Source organism: Vibrio breoganii, assembly GCF_024346795.1.
GTDB classification, from domain to species: domain Bacteria; phylum Pseudomonadota; class Gammaproteobacteria; order Enterobacterales; family Vibrionaceae; genus Vibrio; species Vibrio breoganii.
The window spans coordinates 1,336,688-1,350,573 of sequence record NZ_AP024865.1 but is presented as its reverse complement, the minus strand read 5'-3'; the positions used below and the strand labels follow the sequence as shown (position 1 = coordinate 1,350,573).

General features: G+C 45.4%; 9 protein-coding genes and 1 riboswitch. Of the genes, 4 read left to right on the top strand and 5 right to left on the bottom strand.

Annotated features, from left to right (window positions below; genetic code table 11):
- Nucleotides 1-60: 60 nt before the first annotated feature.
- From OCU35_RS19045 to OCU35_RS19030, 4 genes are read right to left on the bottom strand one after another with little or no spacing between them, the layout of a single operon-like run.
- Nucleotides 61-2,178: a type I secretion system permease/ATPase gene (locus OCU35_RS19045; RefSeq protein ID WP_261826238.1), complete on the bottom strand. Its 2,118-nt coding sequence runs from the start codon at nucleotides 2,176-2,178 to the stop codon at nucleotides 61-63.
- Nucleotides 2,175-4,073, bottom strand: a complete 1,899-nt coding sequence (locus tag OCU35_RS19040) for a bifunctional diguanylate cyclase/phosphodiesterase (RefSeq protein ID WP_261826237.1) — start codon at nucleotides 4,071-4,073, stop codon at nucleotides 2,175-2,177. The genes OCU35_RS19045 and OCU35_RS19040 overlap by 4 nt, the downstream gene beginning before the upstream one ends.
- A 4-nt stretch (nucleotides 4,074-4,077) precedes the next feature.
- Nucleotides 4,078-4,746, bottom strand: coding sequence for a transglutaminase-like cysteine peptidase (locus OCU35_RS19035; protein ID WP_261826236.1), 669 nt, complete (start codon nucleotides 4,744-4,746; stop codon nucleotides 4,078-4,080).
- A 5-nt stretch (nucleotides 4,747-4,751) separates the two neighbouring features.
- On the bottom strand, nucleotides 4,752-6,143 hold the full coding sequence (locus OCU35_RS19030) for an HlyD family type I secretion periplasmic adaptor subunit (protein ID WP_102550060.1): 1,392 nt from the start codon (nucleotides 6,141-6,143) through the stop codon (nucleotides 4,752-4,754).
- Nucleotides 6,144-6,494: 351 nt separating this feature from the next.
- Between OCU35_RS19030 and pdxH the strand changes: the two genes are divergently transcribed.
- Nucleotides 6,495-7,133 (top strand): pyridoxamine 5'-phosphate oxidase, encoded by a 639-nt coding sequence (gene pdxH / locus OCU35_RS19025; protein ID WP_017028421.1) that lies wholly within the window; start codon nucleotides 6,495-6,497, stop codon nucleotides 7,131-7,133.
- Nucleotides 7,134-7,224: 91 nt separating this feature from the next.
- Nucleotides 7,225-7,620, top strand: coding sequence for an ACT domain-containing protein (locus tag OCU35_RS19020; RefSeq protein ID WP_102451259.1), 396 nt, complete (start codon nucleotides 7,225-7,227; stop codon nucleotides 7,618-7,620).
- Between the two features lie 90 nt (nucleotides 7,621-7,710).
- On the opposite strand, the gene OCU35_RS19015 is transcribed toward OCU35_RS19020, so the two are convergent.
- Nucleotides 7,711-9,576 (bottom strand): TonB-dependent receptor domain-containing protein, encoded by a 1,866-nt coding sequence (locus OCU35_RS19015; protein WP_261826235.1) that lies wholly within the window; start codon nucleotides 9,574-9,576, stop codon nucleotides 7,711-7,713.
- Between the two features lie 39 nt (nucleotides 9,577-9,615).
- Nucleotides 9,616-9,837: riboswitch (cobalamin riboswitch) on the bottom strand.
- 179 nt (nucleotides 9,838-10,016) lie between these two features.
- Here OCU35_RS19015 and putA point away from each other — a divergent pair.
- Both putA and OCU35_RS19005 read left to right on the top strand, forming a co-directional pair.
- Entirely contained in the window at nucleotides 10,017-13,187 is a 3,171-nt protein-coding gene (gene putA / locus OCU35_RS19010) for a bifunctional proline dehydrogenase/L-glutamate gamma-semialdehyde dehydrogenase PutA (RefSeq protein WP_261826234.1), read from the top strand.
- Between the two features lie 2 nt (nucleotides 13,188-13,189).
- Nucleotides 13,190-13,885 carry a hypothetical protein gene (locus OCU35_RS19005; protein ID WP_261826233.1) on the top strand — a complete coding sequence of 232 codons (696 nt, stop codon included), beginning with the start codon at nucleotides 13,190-13,192 and terminating at the stop codon, nucleotides 13,883-13,885.
- The last annotated feature ends 1 nt before the right edge of the window (nucleotide 13,886 follow it).

The window sequence follows — 13,886 nt, the reverse complement described above, 5'->3', positions numbered from 1 at the left end:
TCAAATGAAAAGAGCAGTAACTTTTCAAAGTTACTGCCCTCGATTTACACTGTAAATCATCTACTTATTGACTGATTTAAGGTTTCCCTTTTGTAATTCAGCCAGTACCTTTTCTTTCGGGCCATCTGCGACAACAGAGCCAGCACTCATCACTATCAATCTATCAACCACTTCTAGCATCGATGTTTTGTGAGTGATTAGAACCAAAGTTTCTTCGTTGGATAAATTCTTTAGTTCGTTTTTAAACAGTGCTTCGGCGCGGTTGTCCATGGCACTGGTGGGTTCATCAAGAAGAAGGATAGGGGGCCTTCCTAGTAATGCGCGTGCTACCGCTACCGCCTGACGTTGACCGCCTGATAGTAATAGGCCACCTTCACCCACTTGTCTTTCCAGTCCAGCAGGGTCTTTCATCGTAAATTCTGTCACACCTGCGCGTTTGGCTGCGATCATGACTTCGTTGTCTTCAGCAAGTTGCTTACCAAGGGTGATGTTATCGCGTATGGAACCGTAAAAGAGGGTTATGTCTTGCGGGACGCAGCCTATATTGCTTCTCACATCGGTATGGTGCAATTGTTGTATGTCGGTGTCATCAATGCGGACGTGCCCTTCTGTTGGCTTGTACAGCCCCATAATCAAACGCTCTAAGGTGGTTTTACCAGAGCCTATGCGACCGATGATGGCAACTTTCTCTCCTGGTCGAATAGTCAAGCTCACATCTCGAATCGAAGAGACAGGAGCATCTGGGTAGTTGAACGTGACTTTATCCAGTTCAATCTTGCCTTGGAGTACAGGACGGTGAATGTAGCGCTTATCCTCTTCTTGCTCATCCGGCATGCTCATCACTTGCTCGATGATGGTCATTGAAGACTTAGCTTGGTTGTAACGAGTCGATAGCAAGGCCACTTGCACCAAAGGACCTATGGCGCGCCCGCTCAACATAGTGGCAGCAATCAAGCCACCCATAGTCAACTCTCCCTCTGAAATCAGGTATACACCCATAATTAACATGCCGACGTTTGACGATTGCTGAAGGAAGCCTGCTGAGTTTTGTACGCTATCGGTAATGCGGCGACTCTTTATATTCCAGTTAGCCATATGAGCTACCGCTTCTTCCCAGCGATACTGGAACTGGCTCTGAGCTCCAAACATCTTCAATGATTCTAAACCGGAAAGAGCTTCTATTAGATTTGCGTATTTTTGTGAGGCTAGACGTGAGCCCTCTTCGATACTGTTTCTAAGTGGTCGTTGAATCAGTAGAGAATGGAGAATCAGCAAGGTAACGCAGACGATAGGTACCAACACGACGTTACCTGCAATCAGCCAAATCACTAAAAGGAATAGCAAAGCGAAGGGTAAATCGATGAGAGCGGCAATGGTGGCAGAGGTAAAGAATTCTCTAATGGATTCAAACTCCTGTAGATGCCTTGCAAACGCACCAACCGATGGAGGGCGAGCCTCCATTCTGATTCCCATGACTTTACTAAACAGTTTGGATGAGATGATGATGTCTGATTTTTTCCCAGCAACATCGATAAAGTAGCTGCGAAGAGATTTAAGCAATAAATCAAAAATAAAAATAACGACAATACCGCTCGCAAGTACCCATAACGACTCAAAGGCGAGGTTGGGCACTACCTTGTCGTACACGATTCGAGTAAAGAGTGGGGTGGCAATGGCGAATATATTGATCAAGATGGAGGCGATGAGGACGTCTCGATAGATAGATCGGGATTCTTTTAAGGTTCCCCAAAACCAATGTCCCTTGCGTGTTTTCAATATTTCGGGTGAGCGTTGATCAAAGCGAAATTGTTTTTTGATGAGAAAGTAACGTCCGCTGTAATCTTCTTCTAGGTCTTTTAACGTTACAGTTGTGGCTACAAAACCAGTATCCCGACCTACAATCTCTGCTTGTCCTTTTTCGTGATCCACACTGAGTAATACGCAGGCTTCGTTTTCACCGGTAAGAAGAACGGCGGGAAGAACCAGATCGGAGACCTTTTTCAAAGGCGCAGATTGTTCTTTAGCGACTAGGCCTGCTCTTTCGGCCGCTCTAGGAAACAGAATTGGTGTCAGCATGCCCTCGGGAAGAGGCAAGCCGTTGATCAGTGCTTCCGGCGAATTTGAAAGGCCGTAGTAGCGACTGACGTAAATCAGAGAGTGAAGTAATGAGTCTTTCATTCATTGTCATCCTTGGTGTCAATAGCGAAGCCTTGCAGTCCATTGACGTTATGCATGGCTAACTTATTAATTTGTCTTTGGTTTTCTACTCTTGTGGCTATGACAAATGCGCCAATATCATGCGCGAGCTTGGCAACTGAAGATAAGGTTTCTGTGGTCTTTTCATCGTTTAGATTCAGAGTAAATAAGTAGTCTAGTTTGACGTAGTCAGGTGAAAACTCTTGTAAGTAATCGAGAGATTTTAGGTGGTGCGCATAGTTGTCTACGCCAAATTTAGCGCCGTTGCGACGAATGGTAGACACCAATAGTCGAGTCATCTCTTTGTGATAAATGAACACGGCTTCATGCAGTTCGAAGTGGAGATAAGCAGCAAGCTGAGGGTGTTTCTGCAGTCTATCCTCTAGCCATGTAATGAATTCTGGTGACGTTACCGTGGCAGGTGCTAGGTTGATTGCAACAGGAACCGGTGAACTGTCATTGCTTAGCTCCTTGATCATGCTTTCGATAATGTATTGATCGTAGAGATGTGCTTTGTTCATTTTTTCCATAGGCGCAAGGAACATAATCGCAGGAGTGTAGTTTCCTTCATGTTCAATACCCGAGAAAATTTCTCTATGATACGCATCACTGGCTATGCCTTTGACCAGTTGTGATTTGGTCATTACTGCATTGCGAGACATTGCACCTTCTACTAACTCTATCCATTGTGTGGCTGAGAGCGCTAAGCCTTTGTTTTCATGGTGAATATGTTGATTGCTCGGTTCCAACTTAGCTTTAGTTAAAGAGATATCTACCGAGCTTAGAATGGATTTAGAATCTGCGAAGCCGTCAGTAATGACAGCGCCAATCTCAAACTTTGTTTCCTTTGCGGACTTGGATAGGCTGGAGAGTTGCGCTAGAAGCTCGCTCAATTGCTGTTCATCTTCATAAGGGGCAATGACACCGATTTCATCATCTAATAGGCGAGCACAGACAATGGAACTGTCGTTGGTCAATGTCTTAAGTGCAGGGCCAACTCGCTGCATGAGTTCGGTTACAGCTTCAAAGTCATGCCTCGTCTTGGCTTGAGTTGCTTCTTCATAACGGATAACCGCTACTACCAGCGTTTGTCCCTCAGACTTTTTCGACTCAAGTTGACTGGTAAAGTAATTGCGATTACCCAGTGTGGAGGGTTTATCGATAAAGGCTTGTATGCGCAGAATATCGGCTTGTCTGGTTTGTTCTTCAACAAAGGCTTTTATACGAATGACCATTGACTCAAAGGCATTAAATACAGGCACCAGATCTTGTGTATCAGGCTTACTCAATGAAATGTTGAAATCCCTATTAGCGATTTGAGTTGCCGCGCCTGAAAGTTGATTCAAGGGCTCAAGAGATCGTTTGACGAAGAAACTAGTGAGCAGTAGAGCAAAAAGAAAGGCTGCGATACCCACACCCAGAGTAAACTCCATATTCCTCCAAAGCGCCGCATAAGCGACGCCTGGGTGGCTTATTATTTCAATCTCTGCCAGTTGTAACCATCCACTGGTAACGACACGTTTTTCATGAATGGTTTGAAAAATATCTAGTTCAACCAGCCAGTTAGGTGCATTCTCACCTCTAATGGGATAGCTTCTTACTATCTCATCACCCGTTTGTAGCATCACCACTCTGACTGAAGAAAAAGAACTCCCGTCAAATAGGGCATTAACTGCGGTTTCTACAGCGACCGGATCATTGTCTTCTAGGTAGGGAGAGAGGGCGAGACCTACAGTATTGATCGCATTCTTAACCTCTGAAAATTGCTTCTGTGCAATGAATTGACGAGATTGGTGATAATCGACGTAGAACAAACCTACAAACAATAAACTGAAGGTAAGTGAGATACTGATAAGCAGTTTTGTATATAAAGTCATAATATTATTCGTCCAAATTGACCAAAGGCTGGTTTAACACGAGCTTTTTTTGTCGTTCTCGAACTTGATTCCACAAGCTTAATCGAGAGGACTTTCCAGCCACTTTTCCTTGGATACTTTCTTTTGCGAGCCATAAGTGGTCGCCGTTAAAACTGTAAATAGGCACAATGTCAGGGCGTTGTGATGCAGGTAAAATACGAAAATCCAAATTATCTAGAACGAGAGGAACTGAGTTTGGAGTCGGGTAGTAGGCAACTACCATATGAAACTGATTTAGTTCAACAGCTTTGCCATAGATAAGCCTGAGTTTGTTTTCATCAATACCAAGCTCTAAGAGGCTGAAGTATTTAGCTATGGTGAAGTCTTCGCAGTCTCCTGCACCCACACCAACCAACTCCATCGGTGTCGCCCAATAGTCCTTTTTTCCCCATAAATAAATATCATCAACAAACATGAACTGATTGAAGAAGTCGTTGATGAGCTTTAACTGTTCCAGTTCTGGCTTACCCGCCGCATCGGATACGGCATTGCGCCATGCGACGACGCGTTTTCCAGCTCGTTCTCCATAGGCCGCCTCTACCTTGGACTTCCAGAGCAGTTCTTCTTTGTCGAGCGCAGGAACGCTAAATGTAAGCGTCCCTGCAAGTAGTGAAATGATTAAGGGTCTAATCATTTCTTCTATTCACGCAAGGCGCGCCCTTTGGCGCTTAACACTGGCTTGAGCAAATAGTCCAGCACGGTTCGCTTACCTGTAATGATGTCCACAGAAGCGGTCATGCCTGGGATAATGGGCAACTCTCCATCACTACCAAACCCCGTTTGATCGGTATGAACTCGAACTAGATAAAAACTGTTTCCTTCTTCATCTTGAATGGTATCGGCACTGATGTGCTCTAAGCGACCTACAAGGCCACCGTACTTGGTAAAGTCGTAGGCACTGAATTTGACGATAGCCAACAAGCCGGGGCGCAGGAAAGCGATGTCTTGAGGGGCGATCTCTGCCTCAACCACCAGCATATCTTCAGTAGGGACAATCTCTACAAGGTCCATACCCGGCTGTATAACACCGCCTACGGTATTGGTGTGAAGCTTCTTGATGGTTCCGGTTACTGGCGAGGTAACGATTGTGCGGCTTACTCTATCTTCTAAGCCCACAGTGCTTTGAGTGATTGCTGAAAGCTCATCTTGGCTGAGGTTGAGCTTTTCTTGTTGTTCAGAGCGAAAACCTAAAGCTACATCCACTCGACTGAGCAATGCCTCTCTGATTTCGGCGTTAAGTACAGGCACACGTCCTCGAGCAGAATCTAATTCACGCTTGGTGTCGTTGACTTGTCGCTTCAGTTTGATGAATTCGATCTGCGGTACTATGCCTTCTTCGGCGAGCGGCGCCATAAGCTCATACTCTTTCTGAGCAAAGTCATAACCTTGTTTAAGGTTAGATACTCGGCTTCTTACCTCATTAAGGTCTTGAATTTTTTGATCAACTTGTTGATCTAGCACCCTTAACTGGTTTCTAAGATTATTGAGGTCTTGTCGATATTCTGAACGTTGCCTAGCGGCCAATCTGGGTTGGGTTTCTTCAAAGTTGGCAGGGTAAACAAGCTTGTCTGTGCTTATAGTGACGCTGTTGCGCCAATTACGCAGAGTTACGTCTTCTTTTACCTCAATGCTGGCTACCGAGGCAGATAGTTGCAGAACCTTAGCGGTTAGGTTGTAGATCTGCTGTTCACGTTCACGAAAATCAGAACGAAAGCGAGTATCGTCGATGAGCAGAAGTTGTTGACCCTTAGTGACCTGCTGACCTTCTCTTACTAGAAGTTCTTTAACAAGACCACCCTCTAGGTTTTGTACCACCTGTAGTTGACTGGAAGGGATAACCTTGCCACTGCCTACGGTGACCTTGTCTAACTCAGCCCAACTTGCCCAACCGATAGCGCAACTGAAGAATAGAAGAACAAACCAGAGCAGTAATCTGGCATTTGATGGGGTGTTTAAAAGCAGAGCTGCGGTTTTATCATCCACATACTCTAACTCGGTACGACCGAGATTTTTTAGTTTCTCTTGACTCATAGGCCATCCATTTGCGCATTGAGTGAACGAGGGAAATTGTATCTATAACTAGTCTGATATTATCGCGCTGAGATATAGCGAATGTTTTCTCTATAGTATTCTTATTTGTTGTGAATGTTAAGTATACGTTCAATTGATTCACTCGGTGTTCACAACATTATAATGTGCAGTAGGTTATTGAATTTTCGAAGTAATCTTTTCGAGTGAATCGGTTGTTAATTGCACCAATGCATGTACAAAGTGACTCAAACTAGGGGAGATACGCGTATCATGCATGTTTCAACTAAAAACGCCCTTGAGTTCTTTGGCATTGGCGCGCAAAATTTAACAAAATCGATTTGAGGATGTGAAATGAAGTTAACGGATATTCGTCGAGACTATACCTTAGGTGGTCTTCGCAGAAAGGATTTGAAAGCAAACCCTGTTGATCAGTTTAATTTATGGTTAGAGCAAGCGGTTGAAGCAAAGCTGACGGATCCTACCGCAATGACAGTGGCGACGGTTGATGAGCGCGGCCAGCCTTATCAGAGAATTGTTTTGCTCAAGAGTTTGGATGATCGTGGCTTTGTGTTTTACACCAATCTTGGAAGCCGCAAAGCGATTCAGCTGAAAGAGAACAATCGAATTAGCCTACATTTCCCTTGGCACCCACTAGAGCGCCAGGTTCATGTTACGGGTGTAGCGGAAAAACTTACTGCAGCCGAAAACTTCAAATACTTCACTTCTCGTCCAAAAGAGAGCCAGCTTGCCGCTATTGCGAGTAAACAGAGTTCGCGTATTTCTGCTAGAGGCATTCTTGAGGGTAAATTCCTTGAGCTAAAAAAGAAGTTTGCTGATGGAGAAATTCCGATGCCGTCTTTTTGGGGCGGATATCGAGTAAAGGTCGAGTCGATTGAGTTTTGGCAGGGCGGTGCGAATCGACTGCATGATAGATTTATCTATACCGCCGACAAAGAGCATGATTGGGAAATAGAGCGTTTAGCGCCTTAATTTACAGTGTAAAGATTACACTAGGTGCTAGGTGCTAGGTGCTAGGTCCTAGGTCCCAGAACCCAGAATGATATGACCCTAAGGAAACACAATGTCGGGAATTAAAGAGTTAGATCAGCTTCTTAAGTCAATGAAGCCACATTTACAGGAAGAGGAATTTGTCTTTTGTACTGTGGAAGGAAAGCTAAGTGATTATATTGAGCTTAACCCTGTTGGCACCTTTATAGAGCCGGAAGGGTTAACCTTAGTGTTAGAGAGGCGTATTGCGGAGCAGAAGCAATTACCGTTTGATGGTGCCTTTCGAATGATTACATTGACCGTGCATTCAAGCCTTGAGGCGGTAGGCTTAACTGCCGCAGTATCAACGAAACTGGCTGAAAAGGGCATCAGTGCGAATGTGATCGCAGCCTATTACCATGACCATATCTTTGTTCAGGCTGCAAAGGCTGAGCTAGCACTTCAAGCTCTGAATGAGTTTAGTGAGTAAGATTCTTCTATAAACATTAGATACAAAAATCCCGACTTTACGAGGTCAATTCACCTTCGCGTCGGGATTTTTGTATTGCGTTAACCTGTATTAGAAGCGGTAGTCGATTCCTGCGTAGTAGCTGCGTTCAGGGCCAACCCAGTAAAATTGGTTGAAAGAGTCGTAACTGGTTTCGTATTCTTCATCAAATAAGTTATCGACTTTAAACTTCACGTCCAAATTGTCTGTTACTTGATAAGAACCCGCAAAATCTACGGTGATGTAAGAGTCTAGCTCTACAGTGCCTTTAGCATCAGGGCGTTCACCTGTGTAATTTGTGGCTAGAGATAGACCGAGTGCTTCGTAGTTATATCCAGCAATCCACTTGTAGTTTTGTTTTGCTCTGCGGTCTAGTTGACGGTCGTTGGTGCGATCTTGTGGATCTTTCCAATCACCCACTAGAACGTGGTGTACAGGGCCTGTATCAAAATCAATGCTTAACTCGATACCTTGAATTCGTGCTTCTTCTACATTGGACGGAACGAATGTCAGTGGGTCAGCAACGATAAGATTTTCAATGTCGTTTTGGTAAGCCACTAACTGCCAAGTGAATAAATCGTAATAACCGTTCAATCCAACTTCAAACGATTCAGATTTCTCAGGCTCTAAATCTGGATTACCTGAACCGCCAAAGGCATCAGAGTAAAATAGGTCAAAGAATGTTGGTGCACGGAAGGCAGTACCATAATTACTGGTTAGCTGTATTGAGTCAGTAATAAACCAACCTGCTCCAATACCCCATGTAGTGTTGCCACCATAGGCACTGTTTTCATCATGACGAACACTTGCTTCTACGAGCACTGGGGATAAATCTATGGCCGTAGTAACAAACACACCTGTGTTATTGCGCGTGTTTTCTGTGAAATCTTGAACGGGTGTACCGTAGATCTCACCAGAGTTATTCGCTTCATCATAGGAGTAATCTACGCCACCGTTTAACGTCACGGCATCAATACCCGTATAGGTGTTTACCCAAAGTACCGAGGTACGTTTTGAGTCAATAAAGCTTCTAGGTGCATTGGTGACATCATCTCCATCACTTTGCTCTTCAGCAGAAAAGTTGACTTGTAGTGATGAGTTAAAGTCTTCAACCTGGTAGTTCACGTTGCCAGAAACAATGTAGCTTTCTGTTTCTTGACGTTTTGCTGTACCTGCAGGACCAAAGTCTCCGACATACTGGTTTTCATAGCGTTGCCAAACACCGTTAAAACCGGCGCTCCAGTCGTTATTGATCTGTTTAGTCACGCCACCCGTTGCAAACTGAGACTTGTAACCAAAGTCCTGATCAATGTCTTGGTCGGTAATGTTGTAGCCTTTGCTGCCTTCATTACTTACTACGATATGACCTTGAGCGGAATCGGAGAGATCGCCTGCGGAACGCCAACCTTCTTGATGGTAATTGTTTGAGCCACCATTTAACGTCAGTTCATGCACTGATTCATTACTTGGCTTAGTGATTATCGCAATGACACCACCGATAGCATCTGCGCCATAAACAGCCGCACGTGGACCACGCACAACTTCAATGCGTTCAATAGCAAAGGCAGGGATTAAACCTAGAGTGTTGTATGTGCCACCCGCAGCAGTATTTAGACGCACGCCGTCTAGCAATATGAGGGTTTGGTTGCTGTTAGAGCCACGAAGGAAAACACTGTTATTACTTGCTTTAGTGCCTTGTCCGCGAACTTCAACGCCAGGTAGTGTCTTTAACACATCATAGGCGCTATCCGCTTGCAGTTGCTCTATTTGTTCACGTTCAACAACGCTAACAGAGGCTAATGCAGAGGTTTGAGTTTGTTCAAAGCGGTTTGCTGTGACGACGATGGTTTCATCAACTTTTGTTGAATCAGTATCTTGGGCAAAAAGTGCAGGGGCATACAGCGAAACAATAGCTGTTGCCAGAATGGATTTTTTCATTTTGAGTCCTAATACGCGTAGTGATAAAAACGCTTATGTTTGCGTTTTTTCTTACTGGCAGGTATTCGGACTAATGAGCACTGTAGAGGAACCTCTACAACCTAGCGTCTCACTTCCCGCAATAGACTATTGCAGTGTGCTGGGTTACCCCTTAAGACGTTCGTTCTCAAATACCGCTGCGCGTCAGTTTTGGATTCACACCAAATTCCCTTTTAAGCCTGAAATCTCCGATTTCATGACACCAGCGGAGGGAGAGTTTATAGAGTGTTAAAGGGAGTGTCTAGTTCCCTGAAACACTTGTTAAATGTGACGAAATGTAATGTTAAGTGGCTGTAATCACATTTCTCTTGATCATTGTTCCGTATTCTTTGCTATGGCTAGTGGTGCTCTGTAGGATTGTCGCCAAATTCATGGTGGTTTTATAGAGCTGAGGAAAAGCAATGTTTACAGCATCTAGTGTTTTAAATCCCGATTTCATTAACCAACCCAAAGAGACGCTTTGGTCTCTCATTTCACCTATGTATATGGTGGATGAATCGGCTTGGTTGAATGAGTTATTAAAGCTAGCGACACCTCTTGATGAGGAAAAACAGCGTACAAAACGTCAAACTACGGCTCTAATTGAAGCGATCCGCGCCGATAAACGCTCAATTCAGATGATTGACGCCCTTTTGTTGGAATATAGCCTAGATACGCAAGAAGGCATTTTGTTGATGTGCCTTGCCGAAGCATTGATGCGTATTCCTGACTCTGAAACCGCCGATGCCCTAATTAAAGACAAGCTTACCGTAGCCGATTGGAAGTCTCACCTGAGTCAGTCTGATTCTGTATTTGTTAATGCTTCTACTTGGGGTTTAATGCTGACTGGTAAGGTGGTTGGCGTTAACAACCAAGAAACAACCAGCCCAAGCTCTGCGCTGTCGAAGCTAGTGAACAAAATGTCTGAGCCAGTAATTCGTAAGGCAATGCACCAAGCGATGAAGGTCATGGGACACCAGTTTGTTCTGGGGCGTGACATTAAAGAAGCACAGAAAAACGGAGCGCCACTGCGTAAGAAGGGGTTTACTCACTCTTTCGATATGTTGGGTGAAGCTGCTTTAACCTCAGAAGATGCACAAAAGTACTTCAATGATTACTTGATGGCGATCGAGTCTGTTGGTCGAAACAAACAAAATGATGACTCAAGCCCTGCGCCCTCTATTTCGATCAAACTGTCCGCATTGCACCCTCGCTATGAGGCGGCAAACAAAGAGCGCGTTCTTAACGAGCTTCATGATACCTTGATCAAGCTATTAACTCGCGCTATCGAGTTGGATGTCGCCATCACCATTGATGCAGAAGAAGCGGATCGTCTTGAATTGTCTCTACAGCTGTTTGAGAAGGTCTACACCAACGATCTTGTTAAAGGCTGGGGTAAGTTTGGTCTGGTGATCCAAGCGTATTCTAAGCGCTGCTTACCTGTTCTGGTTTGGGTGAATGCCTTAGCCAAAGAACAGGGCGATGTTATTCCATTGCGTCTGGTTAAAGGCGCATATTGGGACAGTGAGATCAAATGGTCACAGCAGGCGGGTTACGCAAACTACCCTGTCTACACCCGCAAAGAAGCCACCGATATGTCTTATCTGGCGTGTGCTCGCTTCTTATTGAGCGAGGGCGTACGTGGCAATATTTTCCCGCAATTTGCGAGCCACAATGCTCATACCGTTACTGCTATTGCAGAGATGGCTGAGCATACCGACTATGAGTTCCAGCGCCTGCATGGCATGGGCGACTCACTCTACTACCATGTGATGGAAAAATATGGCCAACCTGTACGCATCTACGCGCCAGTGGGAAGCCATAAAGACTTGCTGCCTTACTTAGTGCGCCGCCTACTGGAAAATGGTGCTAACAGCTCGTTTGTACATAGGCTGGTTGATGCCCGTTGTCCGGTTGAAGATCTAACGCATCACCCTGTTGATACCTTGCTAGCCAATGAAACCCTGCACAATGATCAGATCCCGCTTCCACCGCAGATCTTCGGTGAGCGCGTGAATTCTATCGGTATCAATGTGGATGTTGAGAGTGAAGCGCTACCATTTGAGCAGCAAGTGGCTGGCTTCCTTGCTAAGCAATGGCAAGGTGCTCCAATCATTAATGGATCCATGATCTCTGGAACTATGATCAAGGAAGAAAGCGTTGTTGCGCCTTTTGATCGTAGTGTAACGGTCGGTAAGATCGGTTTTGCGAACCTTGATCATGTTTCCGATGCTATTACCACAGCCCAGTCAGGCCTTGAGCACTGGAGATATGCACCAGTTGCTCGCCGTGCTGAGTGTTTGAGAAATCTAGCGGATAAGCTAGAAGAGAATCTTGCAGAGCTAGTAGCCCTTTGCCATATGGAAGCGGGCAAAACCATTCATGACAGCATCGATGAGGTGCGCGAAGCTGTCGATTTCTGTCGCTTTTATGCAGACAACGCGATTCACCTTGGTCCTGAATCTATTCAAGGCTTTGATGGCAATCTGCAATGGTGTGAGAGACACGGTCGTGGCGTATTTGTCTGTATTAGCCCATGGAACTTCCCGCTCGCGATCTTCTTAGGTCAGATATCGGCAGCACTTGTCGCGGGTAATACCGTTGTAGCGAAACCTGCTGAACAAACCAGCTTGATTGCGGCTCGAACTATTGAGTTAATGCTGGAATCTGGTTTCCCTGCTGATGTCATTCAATTCCTACCGGGGCGTGGTGCAGAGATTGGCTCTGCCTTGACTTCTCATCCTGCCATTGCTGGTGTGGCGTTTACCGGTTCTACTGCAACGGCTAAGCGAATTAATCTATCTTTGGCTGAGCGTGATAGCCAACCGGTTCCGTTCATTGCTGAAACGGGCGGTCAAAATGCAATGATTGTCGATTCAACGGCGCTTCCTGAGCAAGTGGTTCGCGATGTAGTGCGCAGTGCGTTTGCTTCGGCAGGCCAGCGCTGCTCGGCGCTACGCGTATTGTTTGTACAAAAAGACATAGCGCCAAGAATTACTAAGTTGATTCAAGGTGCAATGAAAGAGCTCAGCGTAGGCCTACCTTATTTGCACAGTACAGATGTGGGTCCTGTAATAGATGAGCTTGCACAGCAGAAATTACTCGCACATATCGAGACGATGCGCAAAACCCAGAAAGTGGTTGCTGAAGTTGAATTAGACGAGCAATGCAATGCCGGTATGTATGTATCACCTACGGCAATCGAGATCAGTGATATCTCTGTGTTGGAAGAAGAGCAATTTGGTCCAATCTTGCATATCGTACAATTCGAGGCGAGCCAGATCGCAGAGGTCGTAGACAAGATTAACACTACGGGCTTTGGCCTAACTATGGGTATTCATTCTCGCAATGAAACCACTTATCGTTGGATTGAGGAAAATGCTCGAGTGGGCAACTGTTATATCAACCGTGATCAGGTGGGTGCAGTAGTAGGCGTTCAACCTTTTGGTGGACAAGGGCTATCAGGCACAGGTCCAAAAGCGGGTGGGCCAAACTATTTGTATCGCTTTACGGAGCATGTATGTCGAAACCGCCAGGTGGCGGATTCAGCAGAGACGCAACATTCTTCGCAAACTGATGAGCAAGGGGTATAGCAATGAAAAAAGCATCTATTTGCTTCTCAGAAGCACAACACGCATGGGCACTTTGGAATCAAACTCCATACGCTACTCGCTATCAACTTCTTAATTCGGTAGCCACTGAACTTGCTTTGGAGAGCTTTAAGGTTCCACTGGCATTTCACCATAAGCACAGCGCTCAGTTATTAACTGAACCTGAACTGATGCCAGGGCCAACCGGTGAGACCAATGAGTTGTATACCGCAGGTCGTGGTGTCGCGCTTATCGTTGCTGATAAGTCGGTGGATCTAGGCTGTGCAAAAGCACTCTATGCACAATTATCGGTCGCGTTGATGTCGGGAAATTGTGTGTTGCTGTGTGTGCAAGACAGTGAGTTAGCTCAGCAAGTATTGACGCTTATCGACAATCTATCACTTCCAGCGGGTGTGCTTAGCTTGGTGGAATATGATCAGTATGCTCAATTGTTGGATAGCGATGTCCGTGTTGTCTGCGTTTTGGGTGAAGAAGTGCTAGTGCAATCAGTCAATCGTAGCTTGGCAGGTAAAGCTGGCGCTATTGCTCCGCTAGTGGCTGAGATTGATTTATACAATATGCCAGTAGCGCAAGACCCTAAATTGTCACTTCGCTACATTACAGAGCGTACCCGCACAATAAACATTACGGCGGTTGGTGGCAATGCAACCTTGCTAGAGTTAGGCAGTGCTGAACACTAAG

Excerpts from the sequence above, each read along its gene's own strand:
- OCU35_RS19020 (WP_102451259.1), top strand. The coding sequence starts at position 7,225 with ATGTCGGGAATTAAAGAGTTAGATCAGCTTCTTAAGTCAATGAAGCCA.
- OCU35_RS19035 (WP_261826236.1), bottom strand. The coding sequence starts at position 4,746 with ATGATTAGACCCTTAATCATTTCACTACTTGCAGGGACGCTTACATTT.
- OCU35_RS19045 (WP_261826238.1), bottom strand. The coding sequence starts at position 2,178 with ATGAAAGACTCATTACTTCACTCTCTGATTTACGTCAGTCGCTACTAC.
- OCU35_RS19030 (WP_102550060.1), bottom strand. The coding sequence starts at position 6,143 with ATGAGTCAAGAGAAACTAAAAAATCTCGGTCGTACCGAGTTAGAGTAT.
- OCU35_RS19005 (WP_261826233.1), top strand. The coding sequence starts at position 13,190 with ATGAAAAAAGCATCTATTTGCTTCTCAGAAGCACAACACGCATGGGCA.
- pdxH (WP_017028421.1), top strand. The coding sequence starts at position 6,495 with ATGAAGTTAACGGATATTCGTCGAGACTATACCTTAGGTGGTCTTCGC.
- putA (WP_261826234.1), top strand. The coding sequence starts at position 10,017 with ATGTTTACAGCATCTAGTGTTTTAAATCCCGATTTCATTAACCAACCC.
- OCU35_RS19040 (WP_261826237.1), bottom strand. The coding sequence starts at position 4,073 with ATGACTTTATATACAAAACTGCTTATCAGTATCTCACTTACCTTCAGT.
- OCU35_RS19015 (WP_261826235.1), bottom strand. The coding sequence starts at position 9,576 with ATGAAAAAATCCATTCTGGCAACAGCTATTGTTTCGCTGTATGCCCCT.